At 54.6% G+C, this 19,666-nt stretch carries 19 protein-coding genes; 3 read left to right on the top strand and 16 right to left on the bottom strand.

The genetic code is table 11. The features are described from left to right. Window positions 1–99: 99 nt before the first annotated feature. Together NE357_RS18830 and NE357_RS18835 are read left to right on the top strand one after the other, a co-directional pair. Window positions 100–3,045, top strand: coding sequence for an NACHT domain-containing protein (locus tag NE357_RS18830; protein WP_169431131.1), 2,946 nt, complete (start codon window positions 100–102; stop codon window positions 3,043–3,045). 91 nt (window positions 3,046–3,136) lie between these two features. Continuing rightward, entirely contained in the window at window positions 3,137–3,766 is a 630-nt protein-coding gene (locus NE357_RS18835; RefSeq protein ID WP_169431132.1) for a hypothetical protein, read from the top strand. 471 nt (window positions 3,767–4,237) lie between these two features. On the opposite strand, the gene NE357_RS18840 is transcribed toward NE357_RS18835, so the two are convergent. The 4 genes from NE357_RS18840 to NE357_RS18855 form a co-directional block, all read right to left on the bottom strand. After that, window positions 4,238–4,858 carry a hypothetical protein gene (locus NE357_RS18840; RefSeq protein ID WP_169431133.1) on the bottom strand — a complete coding sequence of 207 codons (621 nt, stop codon included), beginning with the start codon at window positions 4,856–4,858 and terminating at the stop codon, window positions 4,238–4,240. A gap of 288 nt (window positions 4,859–5,146) precedes the next feature. Continuing rightward, on the bottom strand, window positions 5,147–6,424 hold the full coding sequence (umuC, locus tag NE357_RS18845) for a translesion error-prone DNA polymerase V subunit UmuC (protein ID WP_169431134.1): 1,278 nt from the start codon (window positions 6,422–6,424) through the stop codon (window positions 5,147–5,149). Next, complete coding sequence (locus tag NE357_RS18850; RefSeq protein WP_169431135.1) at window positions 6,417–6,842, bottom strand: LexA family protein; 426 nt, start codon at window positions 6,840–6,842, stop codon at window positions 6,417–6,419. The genes umuC and NE357_RS18850 overlap by 8 nt, the downstream gene beginning before the upstream one ends. A gap of 124 nt (window positions 6,843–6,966) precedes the next feature. Beyond that, complete coding sequence (locus NE357_RS18855) at window positions 6,967–7,761, bottom strand: DNA adenine methylase (protein ID WP_169431136.1); 795 nt, start codon at window positions 7,759–7,761, stop codon at window positions 6,967–6,969. A gap of 21 nt (window positions 7,762–7,782) precedes the next feature. Between NE357_RS18855 and NE357_RS18860 the strand changes: the two genes are divergently transcribed. Continuing rightward, complete coding sequence (locus tag NE357_RS18860) at window positions 7,783–8,484, top strand: hypothetical protein (protein WP_169431137.1); 702 nt, start codon at window positions 7,783–7,785, stop codon at window positions 8,482–8,484. Here the strand turns inward: NE357_RS18860 and NE357_RS18865 are convergent, their stop codons facing one another. From NE357_RS18865 to NE357_RS18920, 12 genes are all read right to left on the bottom strand, one after another. Then, entirely contained in the window at window positions 8,485–9,033 is a 549-nt protein-coding gene (locus NE357_RS18865) for a lysis system i-spanin subunit Rz (protein WP_169431138.1), read from the bottom strand. Continuing rightward, window positions 9,015–9,578, bottom strand: a complete 564-nt coding sequence (locus tag NE357_RS18870) for a glycoside hydrolase family 19 protein (protein WP_169431139.1) — start codon at window positions 9,576–9,578, stop codon at window positions 9,015–9,017. Before NE357_RS18870 ends, NE357_RS18865 begins: the two co-directional genes overlap by 19 nt. A 30-nt stretch (window positions 9,579–9,608) precedes the next feature. Further along, window positions 9,609–10,658, bottom strand: a complete 1,050-nt coding sequence (locus NE357_RS18875) for a phage late control D family protein (protein ID WP_169431140.1) — start codon at window positions 10,656–10,658, stop codon at window positions 9,609–9,611. Window positions 10,659–10,728: 70 nt separating this feature from the next. Next, window positions 10,729–10,935: a tail protein X gene (locus NE357_RS18880; RefSeq protein ID WP_169431141.1), complete on the bottom strand. Its 207-nt coding sequence runs from the start codon at window positions 10,933–10,935 to the stop codon at window positions 10,729–10,731. After that, complete coding sequence (locus tag NE357_RS18885) at window positions 10,910–11,755, bottom strand: phage tail protein (RefSeq protein ID WP_169431142.1); 846 nt, start codon at window positions 11,753–11,755, stop codon at window positions 10,910–10,912. Before NE357_RS18885 ends, NE357_RS18880 begins: the two co-directional genes overlap by 26 nt. Before the next feature lie 12 nt (window positions 11,756–11,767). Further along, window positions 11,768–14,392: a phage tail tape measure protein gene (locus NE357_RS18890; protein ID WP_169431143.1), complete on the bottom strand. Its 2,625-nt coding sequence runs from the start codon at window positions 14,390–14,392 to the stop codon at window positions 11,768–11,770. Window positions 14,393–14,540: 148 nt separating this feature from the next. Continuing rightward, entirely contained in the window at window positions 14,541–14,861 is a 321-nt protein-coding gene (locus NE357_RS18895; RefSeq protein ID WP_169431144.1) for a phage tail assembly protein, read from the bottom strand. A gap of 12 nt (window positions 14,862–14,873) precedes the next feature. Further along, window positions 14,874–15,377: a phage major tail tube protein gene (locus tag NE357_RS18900; protein WP_169431145.1), complete on the bottom strand. Its 504-nt coding sequence runs from the start codon at window positions 15,375–15,377 to the stop codon at window positions 14,874–14,876. Window positions 15,378–15,389: 12 nt separating this feature from the next. Beyond that, on the bottom strand, window positions 15,390–16,556 hold the full coding sequence (locus tag NE357_RS18905; RefSeq protein WP_169431146.1) for a phage tail sheath subtilisin-like domain-containing protein: 1,167 nt from the start codon (window positions 16,554–16,556) through the stop codon (window positions 15,390–15,392). A gap of 103 nt (window positions 16,557–16,659) precedes the next feature. After that, window positions 16,660–17,103 (bottom strand): phage tail assembly chaperone, encoded by a 444-nt coding sequence (locus tag NE357_RS18910; protein WP_169431147.1) that lies wholly within the window; start codon window positions 17,101–17,103, stop codon window positions 16,660–16,662. Between the two features lie 2 nt (window positions 17,104–17,105). After that, a complete protein-coding gene (locus NE357_RS18915; RefSeq protein WP_169431148.1) occupies window positions 17,106–19,064 on the bottom strand; it encodes a phage tail protein in 1,959 nt (652 codons plus the stop codon). Further along, complete coding sequence (locus tag NE357_RS18920; RefSeq protein ID WP_169431149.1) at window positions 19,061–19,666, bottom strand: phage tail protein I; 606 nt, start codon at window positions 19,664–19,666, stop codon at window positions 19,061–19,063. The genes NE357_RS18915 and NE357_RS18920 overlap by 4 nt, the downstream gene beginning before the upstream one ends.

The raw sequence follows: 19,666 nt of genomic DNA on the forward strand, positions 1-19,666 counted from the left end.
ATCCACCTCAGTACAAAGCCTGAAGGGGTGTCAAATTGACATCAGCCATTCGAATCGCCTAGTGTTAGAAAATTGCTTCTAATACATAGGGACATGGTCATGATAACCGTAGATGAAATTTATGCCTGCCTCCAGGAAGAAGAGTCGCCTGTCCTAGAGTTTAAACGTGATTGGTATTGGACCGATGCTTCATCGCCGGTAGAAATCTCAAGGCAATGGGGTGAGTTCCTCAAAGACATAATTTCACTTTGCAACTCTTACGTCGGGTATTGCGGAATTGATCGATATCTGATAATTGGGTTTAGCGAAGTAGATAAAAAAGTATATCCCATAGATATATCCAGTATAAAAAAGCTTAGAGATCTCAAGCTTTTTAAAAAAGATCTATTAGCGCGGCTGGAGAAGATAGTTAACACTCCGCCACTTAACATTGAAATTGAAACAGTGCTGATAGATGGACACACACTTCTAGCATTTAAAGTCCCCAGCCCAACGTCTATTACCGAAATAAAAAATAATCTAGACACCAAAACTCTGACCGTGATGGCTGGAGTTGTTCTCGTTCGAAAGGGACAGGACAATGATTCTGTGCGCGCAGCCTCAACAGAAGAAATATCCCTTCTAGTTTCTGATTTTTCGAAATTCAAAGATTCGCTCGACAAAAAGCCAAAGCCAGATCAAAAACGCGATAGAAGCATTAAGAGTACTGTTGAGCTGTATATAGATAAGAACAGAAGCCTGAGTATTGAGAAAGATTTTCCTGTATCAAAAAGAGATTGGAGCGAAAATGTTCTTTTTGAACTTTACAGGCTAAACCAAAAATTCTCAAATCCAACCGTTTTCTTATACATACACGAAAATGCCGCGCAAAATAAAACATTCGAACATATCAAGCGCGAAAAGCTAACAAGTGCTAATGATACCTTAATTATATTGACTGAGCGCCCAAGTGAACTAAAAGACCTTGGCAGAAGAAAAAGCAACTTGAAGGCGCGCTTTCAAACTGAGCATGTTTTTTTTATTGACGAGTTCGGTTACAAAAATCTCTATTCCGAATACATGTTAGATTACCAACCTTATCGATTGGAGAACTACGTTGAGGGGGTTGCCGATATCGGCAGTGACGAAAAGAAAAAAGCACTTGACCAATTGAAGGATTGGTACGGCGCAGTGTCGAATCCGTTGATGGTAATAAAGGGATATGGCGGGATTGGTAAAACCACCTTAGTAAAACAGTTTCTCGACCACGTGCACGATCATCATGATGACGTGGGGATTCTATTTATCGACTCAAATGAAATTGTTGACGAACTGATAAAGATTGCCAGGTCGGATCATAATATTGACGATATTTATGATTTCTACCTGGCTCAAATGAAGAAAAAGGATTTTGATGGCAAAGGGTTTAGTAAAGAGCTTTTAAAACTTTCTGTAGATAACGGGAATTTGCTCATAGTTTTAGACGGTATAGACGAAGTTATTGCCAAACTTGGGACGGGATTCGATGTTTCTTCTTTTATTACTTCAATCTCGGAAAGCTATACAACGAATTTAGAGAAGACAAAGATCATCATTACTTGCCGAGATTATTTTTGGGATACCTTGGAGTATAAAACAAAGGTTGAAGAAATTACTCTCGAGCCGTTTAGTGAAGATCTCGCTGCCGTGTTTTTTCAGAAATATTTCGCTGGAGATCAGGCTAAAATCTCAAAAGCTTTGAAAATGGCTTCGGAGTTCAGACTGAGTAGCGACAAAAAGGATAGCGACTTAATTTACATCCCTTATGTGTTAGACATGATCGGATACTTGATTAAGCAGCATTCTGAGTTTGGAGGCCATAACAATGTCAAGGCCAAGGCAAGATTGCTCTCTCCGGCAATGTCCAATGATTTCTTAGTGCTTAGTGTTTGCGAGCGCGAGGTAACTAAGCTTGGCAACTTCAGCATAGATGATCAGGTAGGATTTCTGATAAATCTAGCGATACAAGAAAGCGGTTACGTAACTGATTACAATATAAAAAATCTGTCTAATTGCGATATAGATGACCTAACCGTTGAAAAGTTAAAAGCACATCCTCTGCTTAGGTATAGTCACGGAAAAATTAATTTTAGGTATGATTTTTTCTATGAATACTTCAAGGGATTGTATATTTATAGCTATTATCTCGACTTAAATGTATTAAAGCTGGATGATAAACTTATCGAGTTAATTGGTTCATATCTGCGCTATGGCAATCAACTGTGTAGCACTCTCAGCCGGAAGCTAGAATATAGCGACAGCCTTGTCTATTTTACAATGGAAACAGTTGAACAGCTTAACAAGCTGGTTGATTACGCAGAGCCGTCCGAGAAAGGCAAATACTTGTCAGCAATTTCGTCGTGTTTTGTTATGGCAATAACTTTGTTGATCGAGTCGGGTGACAAAAAATTCGATAGTTCTTCAGCTACAGATCTTCTTACTACAATTTTTGGCGACTCTGGTGGAGGCGAGATTTCTGGCGTTGCATTAATAAATATTTTAGCTGGCGACTCGAAGAAACTAACGTTTGATCTTAAGTCAAAAACCATAAGAAAATCACATTTTGAACGCTATGATTTCTTTTGGGATTGTGCGATGGACGAAAATACACATTTCGTTACTTCAAATTTTTATCAGTTGGAGCCTCGAAAGGGACTTCGTCCTACAGTGATTCCTAGTTTTGAAGATTGCGACACTATAGACATTCAGCACGTCATTAACAAAAGAATAGAGGAAGAAAACGAGCAGAGTGAACGAATTACCGAGAATCTAAAAAAAGTTTTCGAACTATTCAAGGAGCGCGGTAATTTTTACCCTCAAAAGCAGCAATACATCAAGTCCAAGATTGTCACTAATAATTTGCTACCAATCCTTCTTAAGAACGGTGTAATCGAGGATTATACGGATGATAAAAAACCGACTTTGCGACAATATAGAGTAAGTAACGAATATCGAAACATACTTAAATTTATCGATCAGGGTACGCCATGTATTGAGCTGGATCGCGTGCTTAGCCTGTTTAAATAAGTTGGCTATTGCTTACTTTTTAGTCTATGGCATCTCTATGAATGATTTTAGACAATGTTTATCCGCTTTGAGACGCTGTACGGGGTGAGGGATGGACGTTGAGCACATTGAGAAAGATTTTAAGGCTTTAGTCGAAGGTGAGGCCGATTTGTTGAATTTGGTCGTGAAGTTCCACTTCTCGATAGATAAGGTACTAGATAGAGCTCTTTATGAGGCTCTACCTATGGCTAACGCTATGGAGCTAAGAAGGGTTTCTTTTTTATTGAAATTTGATTTTCTATCTGCCTTAAACGTCTTAAGCAGAGATGTTCGTAAGTTTTTTGACTATTGTAATAGTATAAGGAATACGTTCGCGCACAATCCATATGCAACCTTCCAGGACAAGGATGTAGTTAAGGCAAAAGGCCTATTGCTTTCCCATCCGCGCCCGGTGGTTCCTAAGACTTTTCTGGGAGAGAAGGACAGCGTTGAAGTTTTGAAAACGCTTTTTAGCGTTTGCTTCCTACAAGCTGTAGTAGCTTACGAGGCTTTATGTAGGCAGAAGGTTCTCAATCTTATCACTAGTGAGATGACTGTCGAAGCGGCCACCGGTAAAGGGAGAAAATTTCAAGGAAAAATGTCAGTGAACGCAGAGTTTGAGCGCAGGTGTGTTGAGCGTTTAAGTGTACTTTATCCTGCAATAGAACCTGGCGACTATTACAAAGAGGCCGCGAAAAAATAAATTGTGCAAGCCTCCTTCATTCTTCGTTTCAAGGATTTAAATGTCTGCGAGTAATATACCCATTGGTTAACCCCATGTGCTCCGCTGCGCCTTCACTTCTGGTGGTAGATCAAGGGCAACCAAGGGGGTAGGATTGCCAGGCGGGTAAGAAAAGGCCCCCGCACCGGGGTGAGGTGTGGGAGCCGATTGAACGTAGGGCGGTATTATTAACAGTCGGCTGGTCACGGTTTCCAATGGTTGACATCAATCGGCTTTAGGCCGAAAAAGGTAATCGACGGGTCATATAGTAGGTATTGTTTCAGCGATAAGGTGTAGCTGCCAGACGGGATATTACGAACACTCGCTGGCCACACTTCGTCGGTTGCTACCGGAGAACCTGATGCGTCGTAAGCGGTAATTTGGATCTGCACGCCGACCGCTTCGGCAGGATGCGATAGGCATAACGAGTTCCCTCGCGTTCGTTATTAGAAGCTATTCGCCTGCGTCTGGAGCGGAACGACTTTTCCTTTCCAGCTCATCGAGCCAGGCAATCACCTCGTTCATACTCTTATCCCGGTCCCATTCTCCGGGTAGAGGATCTTCAGCAGGTAGCCCTGCATGTAAACGAAGTTTTTTTACGATGGCAGATGCCTGCAGCCCTAGTAAGGCATACCCCCGTCTCCTTACCCAGAAAAATTCGGGGTGATCCGGCGGATCGCAATCAAAGTCTTGGATGCCTCGAAGCTTTCCATGGAGCTGATCTTGTTGATCGGGAATTCGAAGAATCAAATACATCAAATCTCTAGGTAGTAGTCGCCAATCAACATCAAGCTCCAGCGGCCGAAATACTGGGTCCGCGGTCGTGGTCTGGCAATAACCATCTTGGCCCGCTGGCTGCCCATGCCAGGTGCCATCGTCTTTGCAGCAGTCGAAGCATTCGGTGGCGAATCGATCCAAATGGGAAACAACAATAATTCCTAGATAAGTGGTGGCTTGGTTAATCGTTTTCCGCTTGATCCTCCACTCTTTAATCAGGACAAATGCGTTGCCAAGCAAGACGCCGCTGATACCCGCCACAGCCGAGATTATTGCTGAAACGTTCCCTGGATCCATTAATGCCTCTCCGCGAATTAAATGTGTAAGCGCTGATTGTAGGCATTTCGATCAATAGCGCGCAGAGGCTTATTCTTGTGACAGTATCCACGCCAGTCCCTTATCAGCACCATATCGGCATTCTCCTAACGCCAAAACCCACAAATCCAAGATACTTTCGGAAAATCAATGGCCTGCGCTTACCAAATTTGGCGGTTCAGGAGAGGTTCGAACTCCAACAACTTTTGCCACCAACAATCTTAAAGCTTCATCGTTACTGTCCGCTTATGGCCGATAGCGGACGATTTACTACCTACAGTTGATCGTCCACAATTGGTCCAAGCGAGTCGTGTAGCTCTGACTCATCATTTCACGCCGCATGGCCCACGCTGGGCTACTAGGGACACTCGCCGCTCGCAGCGTCCCCCTTCCCCACCGTTCGTTGATCTGATCCAGTACGGCCATCACCTTGGTAGATTCGGTCGGTTGAGAAGCCGCAAACAGATCATCCGTGTATTCGCCTGGCTGACACAGGCTCATCAGCAATACCTCCGCCTTGCTGTACTTGAAGCCAGGGCGATATACCCGATCCACCGCAGCAACTGCGGCTTTGGTCAGTAGCCGGACATCATCCGTGGGGTAAGGCATATCGATCACCACACCATTGGCGTACTTCGCTTCCTCAGGATTGAACATCCCAGTACGGATGCTCACGCGCACTTTCTTGCACAGCGACTTTTGCGCCCTGAGCTTTTCTGAGGCGCGCATCATGTACGTGGCCACCGCCTCCTTGATCGGTGCCAGTTCCGTCAGCCGGGTGCCGAACATTCGACTGCAGCAGATCTCCTGCTTCGGAGGATCGGGTTCCTCTAGTTCCAGACAGGGGGTGCCGGCCAGTTCGCGCGCCGTCTTTTCGATCACCACACTGAAGTTTTTGCGTAGCGTCCAAGGATCTGCTTTTGCCAGATCCATCGCACTCTTGATGCCCAATGTATCCAGGTGCGCTTTCATTCGACGCCCTACACCCCACACCTCTGAAACGTCAGTGTTACGCAGCACCCAGTCACGCTTAGTTGGGTCGCAAATATTGACGACGCCACCCGTCTGCGCCTGCAGGCGTTTGGCCGTATGGTTGGCTAGCTTGGCCAAGGTCTTGGTGTGAGCGATCCCCACGCCCACCGGAATGCCGGCGCACCTCAGCACCTGACTACGGATCTGTCTACCGAGGCCGTCCAAATTGGTGATTCCGGCGAAATCGACGAAGGCTTCGTCGATGCTGTAGACCTCGACTGCGGGAACCATGGACTCGATCAGCGTCATGACGCGCTCACTCATGTCACCGTACAGCGCGTAATTCGAGGAGAACGGGACGATGCCGTGCTGCTTGAGCTTGTGTTTGATCTGGAAGTACGGCTCGCCCATTTTCACGTATGGCTTGGCATCGTAGCTGCGGGCGATGACGCACCCGTCATTATTCGATAAGACAACGATGGGGACCTTTGCCAGGTCAGGACGGAACACTCGCTCGCAACTGGCGTAAAAACTGTTGCAATCGATCAGGCCGAACACCGGCACCCGCTTAGACATGACTGCGCACACTACCAATGATCACGCCCCAGATCGCCAGCTCATCGCCTTCCAGCACGTAGCGCGGTGGATACTTGGGATTTTCGGACAGGAGGATCACCTCATTTCCACGGATGCACAGTCGCTTGCAAAGCGGATCATTGTTAAGCAGCGCAACAACAATATGCCCGTGAGCCGGCTCCAGTGAACGATCCACTACCGCCAAATCGCCGTCAAAGATTCCAGCCCCCTGCATGCTCTCTCCGGCAATTTTCACCAAGTAAACATGCGGAGCCCGGATGTTGAGCACTTCGTCGAGTGATATGTGGGTTTCGATGTGATCCGCTGCTGGCGAAGGAAAACCTGCCGGCACCCGAAAAAGACAAAGAGGTAATTTCCGACCGGCCACAGCAATAGGGCCTAGGATTGAAAAGCTCATGACGCACGACTTCCGATACTGTACAAATATACAGTTAACGTTCAGAACGGCACTCGGTCAATTTCTGTAGGAAATATCGGATAAACGGGAGGCTGGGAATTAACGAAATGATTATCGGAATCCGTCAGAACAACCCGCCCAACGCTACCGGTTCCCAGTTCATGATTACCAGCTCGCCACTGACTTCAGCCTTCCCCTGCCGCTGATTGGCTGTGGTGTAGCGGATGTCCAGAGTCTCGAAGTGGAAGCCTTCGAACACACGGCGGATGTCCGGATGATCGTTGATGCTGACCATCACTTTGCCTTTGCACCGGCGCATGAAGTCGGCCATCCGTTCATAGTTCTCGAACGGAAAGTCGACGCCGTAGCCGGCGGTCTGCCAGTAAGGCGGGTCCATGTAATGGAAGGTGTGGGCACGGTCGTAGCGTTCAGCGCACTCAAGCCAGGGGAGGTTTTCGACGTAGGTGCCGGACAGGCGCTGCCACGCGGCCGAGAGGTTTTCCTCGATGCGTAGCAGGTTGATGGCCGGGGCAGTGGTCGCCGTGCCGAATGTCTGACCCGAGACCTTGCCGGCGAAGGCATGGTGCTGCAGGTAGAAGAATCGGGCGGCGCGCTGGATGTCGGTGAGGGTTTCAGGGCGGGTCATTTTCTGCCATTCGAACACTTGCCGAGAACTGAGCGCCCATTTGAACTGGCGCACGAATTCTTCGAGGTGGTTCTGCACGACGCGGTATAGCGTGACCAGGTCGCCGTTGATGTCGTTGAGGACTTCGACTGGTGATGGCTGGGGCTTCATGAAGTACAGCGCAGCACCGCCGGCAAAGACTTCGACGTAGCATTCGTGTGGCGGAAAAAGCGGAAGGAGGCGGTCGGCCAGGCGGCGTTTGCCGCCCATCCAAGGGATGATGGGTGAATACATTGAGAGCAAGACCTTTACTGTATGGATAAACAGGTGTTAGGCTCGCCGCGCTTTGTGCACGGAGCAAGAGCCTTGGCTGGACTTGCAGGGACAATCTGCAGGGACGGCGGTCGATCCGGATGTTGGCGCATCCAGATCGGCCGCTCTTTTTTGAAGATCAACTCATTGTGTCCTCAAGGAAAGCCAATGGAAAAAAAAAGCAGTAATTTCAAAAAAGATACGATTGCGCTTTTAAGAAACCTACCAAGCGAATGGGCTATAGCCTTTTTGTTAGGTGCTGTGCCGCTTTGGCTTTTCAGCCACACTCAAAAAGATGTGGACGACATTGTTCAAGGACTACTTGCTATCGGTCCACTTATTGATTACTCCGCTTACTTAATTGCCCCTTATGGCTTAGTATTTCTTATTAAATATGGGATACGATTCAGATCAGACAAGAGCATGTGGATATTTGAGTTCACCCACAAAGTCATTGCAGAGATTGGAACCGGCTTTCTAACCATCACGCGAACGGGACTGGGTGCAGTTTTCGGAATATTAATAATAGGATTGAGCTCAAACATCATCACAATCTCAACTCAGCAAATTACGTCTTTGTTGGTTATGATATTTTCACTCACCATAGCTAACTGCGCACTTGCCCTTGGAAAAGATACGCTTATCGAACATACGAATAGAGCTGCTAGTAGCAACCCGTTAAAGTTCGACCCTAGACTTAAGTAATCATTTTTCGCTCTGTAAATTTATTGCAGACACGTAAGCTTGACACGCTCTAAGCGCTATTAGTCCTCGGTCACCGTCGTCGGTGATTCCAACAATTCGTTGAGCATGCGCTGGGTCAAGTTCGGCTCTTTTGGAACCATGAACCATGCCGCTGGTGGTGGCGGAGGTTGGCACCGATCCGTTGCCGGCATCGGTGGTGGCATCGAGTAGGACTGACAGGCGCAGATCAGCAGTGGCAAGACGGTCGCGCAGGCGATCTTGATTACGTTGGACATCGGTCAAGGCTCGGTAATGGGTTTGTTCACTGGTAGCCAGGCGCTGCTCGAGCGCGAGGCGTTTGTCTTGTTCGGCGCGCTGCTGCGCGGCGGAGGCCAGGGCCAGTTGATTGAGCGTTTCGGTGTGGAGGCGAGCCTGCTCGGCGAGCTGTTTGCCGTAGCGCCAATCCTGCACTTGCCAGGCGATGGCAGCGGATCCGCCGGCCAGGGTGGCCAGCAGCGCCGCGCTGACCAACAACCGATACGGCGCCGGGATTATTTCGCCGAGGCGCATAGCACCGCCCTCGCCCGCTCCCACAACTGCAAGCGATCCTGCAGACCATTCAGGCCGCCGTTGATCTTGCGGGTGATCGCTTCGAATTCGTTTCGATCCGCCAGAGCGTTCAGCTCACGAACCCACCAGAACCACGCGGCCGACTCGGCGGCCCACTGCGGCAGCTCCAGCAGCTCAGGCGTGCGCAACAAACGCTCGTCGCCGAACAGCGCCAAGCTGCAGCGCAGGTAGTTGTTGTGGCCGGTGATCTGAATCAGCCCCCGGCCACGGTAGCGCTGGCCATCGCCGTCGGCCTCGGGCGTGTTGCCCAGCCGTGCGGCCAGAGTCCCGGTGTCATACTTGCTCAGGTACTGGTCGCCGCCCAGTTCGCGCACGTAATTCAGCTCGCCGGATTCGTGTCCGACCTGGGCGAGAAATGCAGCTTGGCGTTGCGGTGTGTTGATCTGCCGGCGGATCATCGCGGCATTGAGCGCAGAAACAAAAACGCCCGCTTGGCGGCGGGCGTTGGGCATGATGCGTTGCAGTTGTTGCTCTGTCAGTGACATGGAGTTCTCCTTGGTTGTGAGACTTCGGCGCTACTGCTTGATCTGAACAACCTTCAGATCCTTCGCCGGCTTTTTCTTTTTGCCTTTGGCTTTCGCCTTGCCCTTCTTGCCGCCGTTGCACTCGACCGTCGTGCTCCAGCCGGCCTGGGTGAATACCTGCTCCACGGAGTCGACCAGGTACTCGCCGTCGAGTCCGACCTTAAAGTCTTGGGCGTTGATCGATCGTTCGGCAAACAGGTCGGTGCGCCCTGCCATCTCCAGTCGGACGCCGGCCGTAGATCGATTGAATGCAGTGAGGCGGGCTTGGGCAGCAGCTTCGGCGGCTGACTTGTTCGGGTATATGTGCCGGTCGGTGTGCACCGTCGGCAAGCCGTCCGGTGATTCGTCGTTGTCGAGAGTGACCACGGCGAGCTTGCCGGTCTTCTTGTCCTGGTGTTTGGTCGACACAGCCTTGTGGGTGTTGCGGTCACCGAGCCGGAACTGAAAACGGCTGACGTCTCGGCGATAGATATTCACAGTGCCTAGCGCCTTTCCCGAAGCACTCTCCCCGCCCTGACGCTGCATCACCAGCAGCTTGCCGTCGGCCACCTTGGCCGTGCAGTCGTATTGCTTGGCCAGGCGCGTAATGAAATTGAAGTCCGACTCGTTGAGCTGATCGGCGCGGGGCACCTTGGTCTGCACCGGGCAGACCGCCTGCCAGCCGTTGCGAGCGGCGACGTCGGCGACGATCCGCGACAACGGCACGTTTTCCCAGCTGCCGCTGCGAGTGGTCTTGCCGCTGCCACGCATGTCGCTGGCCTTGCCGGTGATCACCAGTGTGTCCGGCGGGCCGGACAGCTCGATCTCATCAACGACGTAGCGGCCGATGCGAGTCAGTCTGGTTTCTGCGTAGCCCAGGTAGATCTCGATGTTGGCCCCACGCGAGGGCAGAACCACCGCACCATCGCGGTCATCGATACGCAGTTCGAACTCGTCGGACTCCATGCCGGGTTTATCTGTGGTTTTCAGCTGCAGGAGTCGGTCATTGATCCGCTGGGTGATATCGGCGCCATCGGCCACGACGCGAAAGATGGGGGTCATTGTTCTGTCCAAAAGAAAGCCCGCACAGGGCGGGCTGATTGAGTGCTTACTCGGGATGCAGAAAGACAATTCAGCCCCACAACATCACCTCGCTGTCATCGGGTGCCGGCAAATCTGGCAGCTCGATCACTATGCCGGCGCGGTACGGTTGCGGCTCATCGGCCAGGCCCTGATTAGTATCCAGCACCGCCTCGACCGTTCCGTTCAGATGCCCGTAGGCGTGGTAACACAGGGTGTCGAGCAGATCCCCGTCAGACGTTCTGCAAGTCATCGCCATAGCGCACAAACTCCAAGGTGAACGCCTGTTTACGCGGGATACCACCCTGCAGCAGCGCGCTCTGTTCTTCTTCGACGTTCTTCAGGCACCAGGTGCCGAGCACGTCGCCATAGCCGGTGGTCAGCGTCAGGGGCAAGAGCTGGGCGCCCAAGCTGCGCAGGGTGTCCAACTGCTTGATGCCGCCTTTGAATCCGGGAAAGATCGCGCCCTTGAGGGTGATCTTGTCCTCGCCGATGCCCACCGCTTGCTGCGCCGGTCGCCGGGTCAGGCGTTCCTGCGAGGCCCAGCGGTATTCCGTTGAGCGCCGCAGTTCCTCGAAGGCGGCGGTATCCAGGTTGAAGTAATACGGGACAGCCTTGGGATCCAGTGGCTGCACGATCAGCAGGTGTGGGAATGGCTTCACAGCTTCCGGTACCGGTGTCGCGTCACCGGCCAGCGATCCGGTTGGCAGGATGTTCCCCAGCGATGGGCTGACTTTGCCAGCGATTTTGTTGATGGCGGTCGACGCCCGGGCGGCTTGCTCCTTGAGTTGGCCCATGCGCTCATCAATCTGCGACAAGGCACGCGTGGCCTTGTTGTAGGTGGCCACCACCTGACCGACCTTGGCCTGGGCGGCGTTCACCCCGCGCATGACGCGCTGCAGTTTTTCACCGACTGCCGGACCGACAATCGGAATGCCTTCCAGCTCCGAAGCCGCGCCGCTGATCTCGCTGATCGCGCCGTTGACTGGCCCCATCATGCCGTCGAGGCTGCGCCGGCCACTCTCTCCTGCTGCCGCCAGATTTTTCAGTCCCGACTGCAGCTGTTCCATGTAGGCCATTGGCCCTCCTCGTTACACATGCGGTTCGTCGAACAGCGAGCGGTTTTGCAACTGCTGTGTGGACTGACGCCACTGCTGATCGATGTAGGGTTGAAGCTCTCGCGCCAGTTGCGCCGGATCCTTTACGTCGCCCTGTACGGTGACATGCAGAGGCGCCTGAATATCGAACCGCTGCTCAACCTTAGTCGACTGGGGTTTCGCAGCAACAGGCGGTGCGAGCATCGCCGGTACCGCCGGGGATGCCGGCTGATTCAATGCACGCGTGACATCCCCCATTGCTGTTGCAGTCGACTCCCGTTCAGGCAACAATGGCTTGGAAACAGGCAGTGTTGGAACCTGTGCCGGCAACGCTTGCGTCGGAGCCGATATTGGCTTGGGACGGTCGAGAGTCGCTTGAGGAACGGGCGCCGCGCCGGTCAGCAGCGGCAACATTTTCGGTTGCGGCTGGACCATGTCTTTGACGACCGGTACCGGCGCGAATGAACGGGCGATATCGCCCATCACTGGCGGGATGTTCTGCCCTGCATTGACCATCATCAGCGGCCCGGCATCCGGCACTTTCTTGAGCGCTTCAGGGGTTCCGAACAACTCTTTACCCGCAAAGCCGCCGAGTGCGTCGCCGCCCATGTAACCGAGATAACCGCCAATCAATCCGCCGACCATGGTGCCAATGATGGGAATGGCCGATCCGATAGCGGCCCCCGCAGCAGCGCCGGCGAGAGTGCCGGCCAACCCACCCGCCGCTTGCCCGTACCCTTCGGCTTTTTCATCTTGAGTTTCGGCATTCTGATAGGTGTCCCAGGCCTTGTATCCCGCCTCAACGATGGCGACCACGGCGGTTCCTTTCACCACAGAACCAACGCTAGGACCGCCCCCGCCTCCACGGGTAACACGCTCTTTGCCGCCGCCCCCACCGCCCTTGCCGCCCTTACCTTTTTTCCCATCACGACCGCTATCGAAGTCGCCGGCATCCAGTCCACCGCCCATGGCCGGCAGGTTAGTGACGATGACTTTTTGCGGAATGTTCGGGTTACCCATCAAGGTGCCGCGCCCGATATTCATCAGGCCCTTACCCATCTTGAACGCACTGACGGCGCCCTTGAGCGCGACCAGACCCGCCACGGCTGTACCGATGGCGGTAACCAAACGCGGTGATTCGTCGGACAGGCCCGCGAGCTGTCGGCTGACGTTGGTGATGCCGTCCGCGACCGCATCAGTGACCGGCCGAATCGCATCACCGATGCTGCGCATGGCATCGTCCATGCTCTGGGCCATCTCGGACCATTTTTGCGCGGAAGTCTGCCGGCGTTCAGCCAGGTTCTTGTCGAGGATCCCGGTGGCATTGGCCGAGTCTTTCTTCAGTTGCTCATACAGATCCTTGTTCTGCATGTACGCGGTCAAAGCGGCCTTGACCTGCATGTCGGCGAACAGATCACCGGTACGCAAAGCCTCCTCCAAGGACTTCATCATAGCCTTGGCTTTCTCGGGATCGGCCTCTTTACTGATCGCAGCTGTGGCCTTGGCCATTTCGGCCGCCCGTTTAGGATCGGTCGCCTCGATGTATTTCTGGGCCAAGGCAAAACTCGACTCCAGCGTAGACTTGCCGTTCTGCAGTCCGGTTTGCAGCGACTTCTTGTAGTCGATACCCGCCTTTTCATAGGCCTTGACCGTTTCGCCGGAACCGATTTTCTCCATCCAGTTTTTTAGATTATTGGCCGCTTCGTCCGAGCCGCCGGCCGTCTTCATCTGCACTTGCAACATCGCGCCCAACTGCGACACCGAGTCCATACCGGTGATGCCCAGCTTGCCCATACCAGCCAACAGTTCAGGAAACCACTTGGCCATGTCGACCGCTTCAAAACTGCCTGCCTGTCCCTGGTAGGCGATGGCCTCCAGCGCCTTTTGCATCACAGCCGGATCGGTGATCTTGGCGTTCTGGCCCAAGGCATTGATCATCTTGGCGGTTTCAGAGCCGTCCGAACCCTGCCCCACAGCGAACTTGGCCGCCGTCGGTGCATAGGCCAGTGCCTTATCCAGCTCCATGCCGGCGCCGACCAGGGCGTTGACCAACTCGGCGACCTGGTTGCGCGCCATGCCCGTATCACGCGACGTGTCGATCACGGTTTTGGAGAGCTGCGTTTCTTCTGGCGTGTTGGCAATGTTGGCCTTGATCGCGATGTCACGAATGATCGCGCCGTAGTCCGCACTGACCTTTGTCGGAATGGCCACGGCAGCAGTCAGTGCGCCGGCCTGGCCGAGGGTGCTTTTCATCCCCTGCCGACCTTCGTCCAGTTGTCGGTAACCGAGCGCTTTGAGTTCCGCACCGGCCGCGACACGACCCATCGTGGCGTAGGCCTTGCTCAAACGTCCGACCTCGACGCCCTGTTTCTTGAGAAGGTCGAGGTTCTTTTCGTATTTGGACAACAGCTTGTCGGCACCGGCGGCGCCGGTTGCGTGCGCCTTGCGCCATTCCTCGCGCAGACGCATGGTGTCGCCGATGGTGTTCTGCAGCACCCGGGCTTTACTGCCGACCGTACCCAGGTGCTTGATCTTGCTTTCGACGTCCTTGAACGCTTTGCCCACCGTCGGATCGACGGCGCCGCCGATGACAAAGCCGAGTGCGAGGTTCTTCGCCATGTGCGTGTCCTTGGGTCGAGGATGATTGGAAATGGCTCAGTCCGTGAGCCACCACACGATGTCGTTGAAGGGCATGGCCATGATCTCGGCTGCCGAGAAACCAGTCTCCTTGGCGAGTCGCTTGGCCAGTCCTTTCAATGTCGGCCCGTCAAATCTCGTCGTCTTGGACCAGACGAAAATAGCCTTTCTGCAGGCGCATGTAGTCGACCAACTTGAGGGCCATCAGATCCTGTTCCGGGGTCTGAGTCAGCGAGGAGAACAGCGACATTTCGCGCTTTTCTTCATCGCCGTTGCAGGCTGCTTGCGCGGCCCGAATGTCTCGCACGCAAGGTGTACGAATAGTCAGCGTGTCGACCAGCACACCCGACAGCTCGGTGGGGTGTCGCAGGGAGATGCGAAAGCCTTCCTCGGTCAGTTGCAGCCAGCTTGGCAGTGGTTTTTCTTGAGTGGCTTGATTGGTTTGCGTCATTTCATTGTGTCCTTAAAGGCCCAGGGCCGAACGTTCGTCAGCGAGTTGGTCGACGCCATCGACGACCAGCACCATGCCCAGCATGTCGATCTCGTAAATCACCCGGCCGGCGACTTCGAGCTTGTAGTAGGTCAATGCCATGTTGTGTTTGGTCTCGGCCTTCTCACCGGCCTTCCAGTCGCCCATGTCGACCTCCTTGATACCGCCACGCATGGTGACGATCACCGGGGTGACCTTGCCCTTGAGCCCCTTGAACGAACCTCGGAACACAGCGCTGCAGGCGGTGCGGTCGGACAAACCGAAGAATTTGAGCGCTTCGCGCCGCACACCGTTGGTGGTAAAGCCGGCCTCCAGTTTTTCCACGCCGGTCGGGATCTCGACCTCGCCGGCCATACCGCCGCCTCGATAGGCTTCGGTTTTCAGCACCACCTTAGGCAGGGTCAGGCTCGGCATTTCGCCGGCAAAACTGACGCCGTCGATAAACCCGGCGCAGTTGGAGAGAACTTCAGGAATCATCAGGGTGCCTCCTTAGGCGGGCTCAAGCACTTCGGTCATCCACTCGTTGGTGACCTCAAAAAGGAAGTTCGGGTTTTCGGCCGGCGGTACGTCGGTGAAGCGGATGCGCCAGTACACCTTGCCCTGCTCGATCTGGCTGGCGGTGTTCAATTCGTGATCCGGAAACACCTCGAAGTTGATCACCGCACCTTGGTTTTTCAGGTCACGCATGAACGCTTCCAGGCCGTCAGTGACATCCTTGACGTAGGTCTTGGTGATCGAGCGGTCGACCGCCCACTTGTGGCCGGCCTGCACCGCATCCATGAGGATGAACAGCGTGCGTACGCGGGTGACGAACGCCCACTTCGGATCGCTCGACAGCGTGCGGTTACCCCAAAGGCGGTAGCCGTCGTCGCGAATGATCGTGGTGATATTGGCGTTGTTGAGCAGGTTTGCCCGACAGGTCTCGTCGCCGTCCAGGTACTCGACTGCGCGGGTGGTGCCGGTGATGCCGGTGAACTCTTTGTTCGACGGCGAAGCCCAGAAGCCGTAGGTCGCATCCGTCCAGGCAAACAGGCCGGCGGTCCATGCAGAACCCGGCGCATCTACGGTCTTGCTTTCGCCGGTATCCCAGAACTGCACACCGGGGTCGACCATGAACAGGTTGCGACTGCCGAAATTGTCGGCGTAGGCCATGGCTTCCTCGTCGGTGGTGCATGGCCCGTCGATGATGCCAATGGCGCGCAGCTTCTGCGCCAGACCATCGATGGCGGTGGCCACCGCCTTGGTGGCCGAATGACCAGGTGCGATCAGCAAACGCGGTTGGGCGTTGAACAGGCTTTTGCCATCGAGCAGTGCCTGCAGGCCAGTACGCTGACCCGAAGCCAACACGCCGCCGATAATGGCCGATGTCTGCAGCGCCGGATCATCCATCTTCGGCACGCCGATGGCGACGATTACCGCCTTGGCTTTTTTGTAAATCGCCTGGCAGGCTCGGGTCATTGCCGATTCAGCGCCGAATGCTGCTATGGCTTCGCGCTCAGTGGTGATCAGCTTCAGTTCCCCTGCCTTGGCAGTGCCGCCGCCCAACACACCCGGCGTGAAGGTGTCGCACAAACCGATGATCGAGGAAGACGGCAGCGTGATGGTGCGCGCGCCGGTGTCGACCGCTGTGGTCGTGACGCCGTGAAAGAAACTCATAAGGCTCGTTCTCCAGAAACGAAAAAGCCCCGCGTGTCTGCGAGGCTTGAGGTGTTGGTATTGCATGAGGCGGAATGAAAAACGCCCCGTCAGTGCGGGGCGTTCAGGTGATTTGCGTTGCCAGCCAGATCGGCGCTGGCGGACGGTGTTCCGAAAGAGGAAATTGCTCGCCTTGCGGCCAGCCGCGCAACGTCCGGCGGTAGGCCTGCAACTCCGCGTACTGATCGACCGCGAGCGAAGTCTCGCCACCCTCCTCGAGCTCGTCGCGGTGGCGAGACACCAACGGATCAGTCAGCGCCAGTTGCGCATCACGCCAAGATCGCTCGACAGACGTCAGCTCATCAGCATTCAGCGGCGGCGGATCGATCAGCACCGGCTGACCATCGGGTCGTGACGACATTTTCTTGGGGCTGACCGACAACTCATCGAGCAGCGCCTGCCAAACACTTTCCGACACCTCGACCACGTCCGCCGGCATGTCGGCGCCGTGAACCTCGGGGCGATAAGCCCCACAGATGGACGGACTGAAAAAAACAATCTTGCTCATATTTAGTTCCCCACTGCTCGCCACCAAACCGTCCATCCAGCCTGAGACGCACCCGACTGATTTTGTACGCGCAACGTACAGCCGGCCGCACCCAGCCCCGCCCCCATAACTGCGTGCATCAAACACAATGACCCGACGTGCATTGGCGTAATGTTGCGCGGCGCGTTAGGGAACGGAATAGGGAACGTGACATAAACGTACCCGTTAGCATCCGTAACGCCTGACCCCCATTGCTCGATCGCCCCCGATGGCAGTCGGTGATAACCGCTGCCCCCCCAAAAGCTGCCGAACTCGGGCGCATACTTCAAAGCAGACATACCGCTTTCAACGACCCATTGCCCGTTCCCCGCCGTTATCACGATGGTAGAAAGCGATTGGAGAGACACAGAAGTCATAGAGTTAACGGACATCGCGCTGATAATGTCCGTACCCTGCCGAGCAATAGTGACCACCCCCGGCGTCGTGTTGAATAGAAAAAAATTAGTGCCGGTGGGTACTGAAGCAACAGGCGGCAAGGTCAGTGTCCCTGATGCCGCTAGCACAATACGATAGCCAGCAGCCGAGGCACTGAGCGTCGCGGGCAATGCTCCGATATCCACACGCCCGGCAAAATTCCCCTGCGCCCGCTGCGCAAATTCCGTCGTGGCCAGCGCCTTGCTGCTGTCAAACTGCGGTTGCGTGATGAAGTGCGCGCCGCCCATCGTGCCCGCAAAGCGAAACATCACCGAGCCGCCAACCAATCGCCATTGATCTTGCAGGCGGATGAATTCGGCCGTGTCGCCCAAGGCCAGCACCAACGGGCCGGCCACGCCGGTCGACGTATAGATAACGTCAGTCCCCGAACCCACGATTTTCAACCCGCCCGCGCCGGCGCTGACCAGCGTGATCGTAGCTCCCTGCGCAACACCTGCTGTCGGTGGCAAGGTCGCCGTGAGCTGTGCTGCGGCGGAGAAACTGTGAAGGCCGCCGACGTGCGCCGCCGACAGCACCAGGCTCGCATCGTTGGTCGTGAACCCCGAGAACTCGATACCGCGCCGCTTGAGAAATTCAGTCGTCGCCAGCGACTTGCTGCTGTCGAACTGCGCCGGCGTGGGAGCCGTGGGGTTGCCGGAAAACGTCGGCGAGAACAACCGGGCAAAACCGTCTGTGATGTCCTTGAACGTCAGCGCGGTGGTGCCCACGACAATCGGGCCATCCGTTACCAGCTGCCAGATCGTGTCGGCCTGAGTTGCGCCAACCTCGACCGCCACCGTCAGATTCGGCGTCACCTTGGTGTTGTTGTCCGCATCCTTGGCCCGCACCCAAGCACCTACCGCCGCCACCCATGGACCATTGTCCTTGGCCAACGTCTGGTTCTTCACCAGTACCCGGTCACCGGCGTTCAGCGAAACCCCGTCCACCACCTGCAAACCGACCAGGTTGATATTGGCCGTGGTGGCTGCTCGCACCGACTGTTTGATGTCGAGCTTGCTCAGTTCCTCAAGAATGCGTGAATCGACCCACTCACGCGTTGCCAGCACCACCGCCGGATCGATCTTGAGACTGATCTGCGCGGTACTGGAAACAATAAGGTTCATCCGCACTACCTGCGTACGTCCCGAGCCCTGCGACAGAATTGGTTTGAAGCTCGGCGCACAGTTGGCCACCGCTACCAGGTCGCCGTCCGCGTCGTACAGTCCGACCTCACGAATCCAGCGCCCCCCCTCATCGGCTGGAATCACCTGCTCGGCGATGATTACCGCCGCATTGACCGGATCAATTCGTAGCTGATTCAGCGGCCGCCGACGCCACTCGTTGATCAGTTTTGTTTGCTTGGCGCTGGGTTGCGGGTCAGTGCCATTCGCATCGCCCAGGCCCATCTGTGTAATGTTCCAGGGAACCCCAAGCACGTTGGCATTCGCCAGCTTGGCGGCACCCACGTCCGTGAGGATCGCGAAGAATTTCGAATTCTCATCAATCATGAATAAATGTCCAAGGTGTCAATGGAGTGTTCCCGCCCAACCACACCGAAGTTGCCGGTGAGGTTGATGTCCTGCATTTCAGGCGGGTAGATGTCGAGCTCGTCGCCGTCGTAGAGGCATGCACCAACATTCAGGTTGCCTTGCGTTTCAAGGCTGATGGCCAGCCCCGTCAACTTGCGGCTAACCGGTTTGGCGTCATCAATCAGGCGTTCAAGTTCGAGGTACATTTCCTCGGTGATGCCGGTATCCAGCACCCCGACCTTCAAGGCGAAGGTGCCCGGCACCCCTTGTGGCACCGTGTTGAACCATTCGACGATCTCAATCAGGTAGCCCAGCGGTTCGACGACTCTGCGCAAGGCACCGATGGTGCCCTTGTGTTTGTGGATGAAGAACGACGCCTTGATTGCGGCGCGCTTGACCGGCTCCGACCAGGACGGATCCCAACGGTCGACCGACCAAGCCCAGGCCAAGTGCGGCAGCAGGTGCTCCGGACAGGTGTCGGGGTTGTAAAGCGTGCGCAACGGAATCAACGTGGTTTCGGCGAATGTCGCCTCGATACCCCGTTCCAATGGAGTGCTGTTGAGCGGCAAAAGACTGCGCAT

Source organism: Pseudomonas sp. G7(2022) (assembly GCF_052660475.1).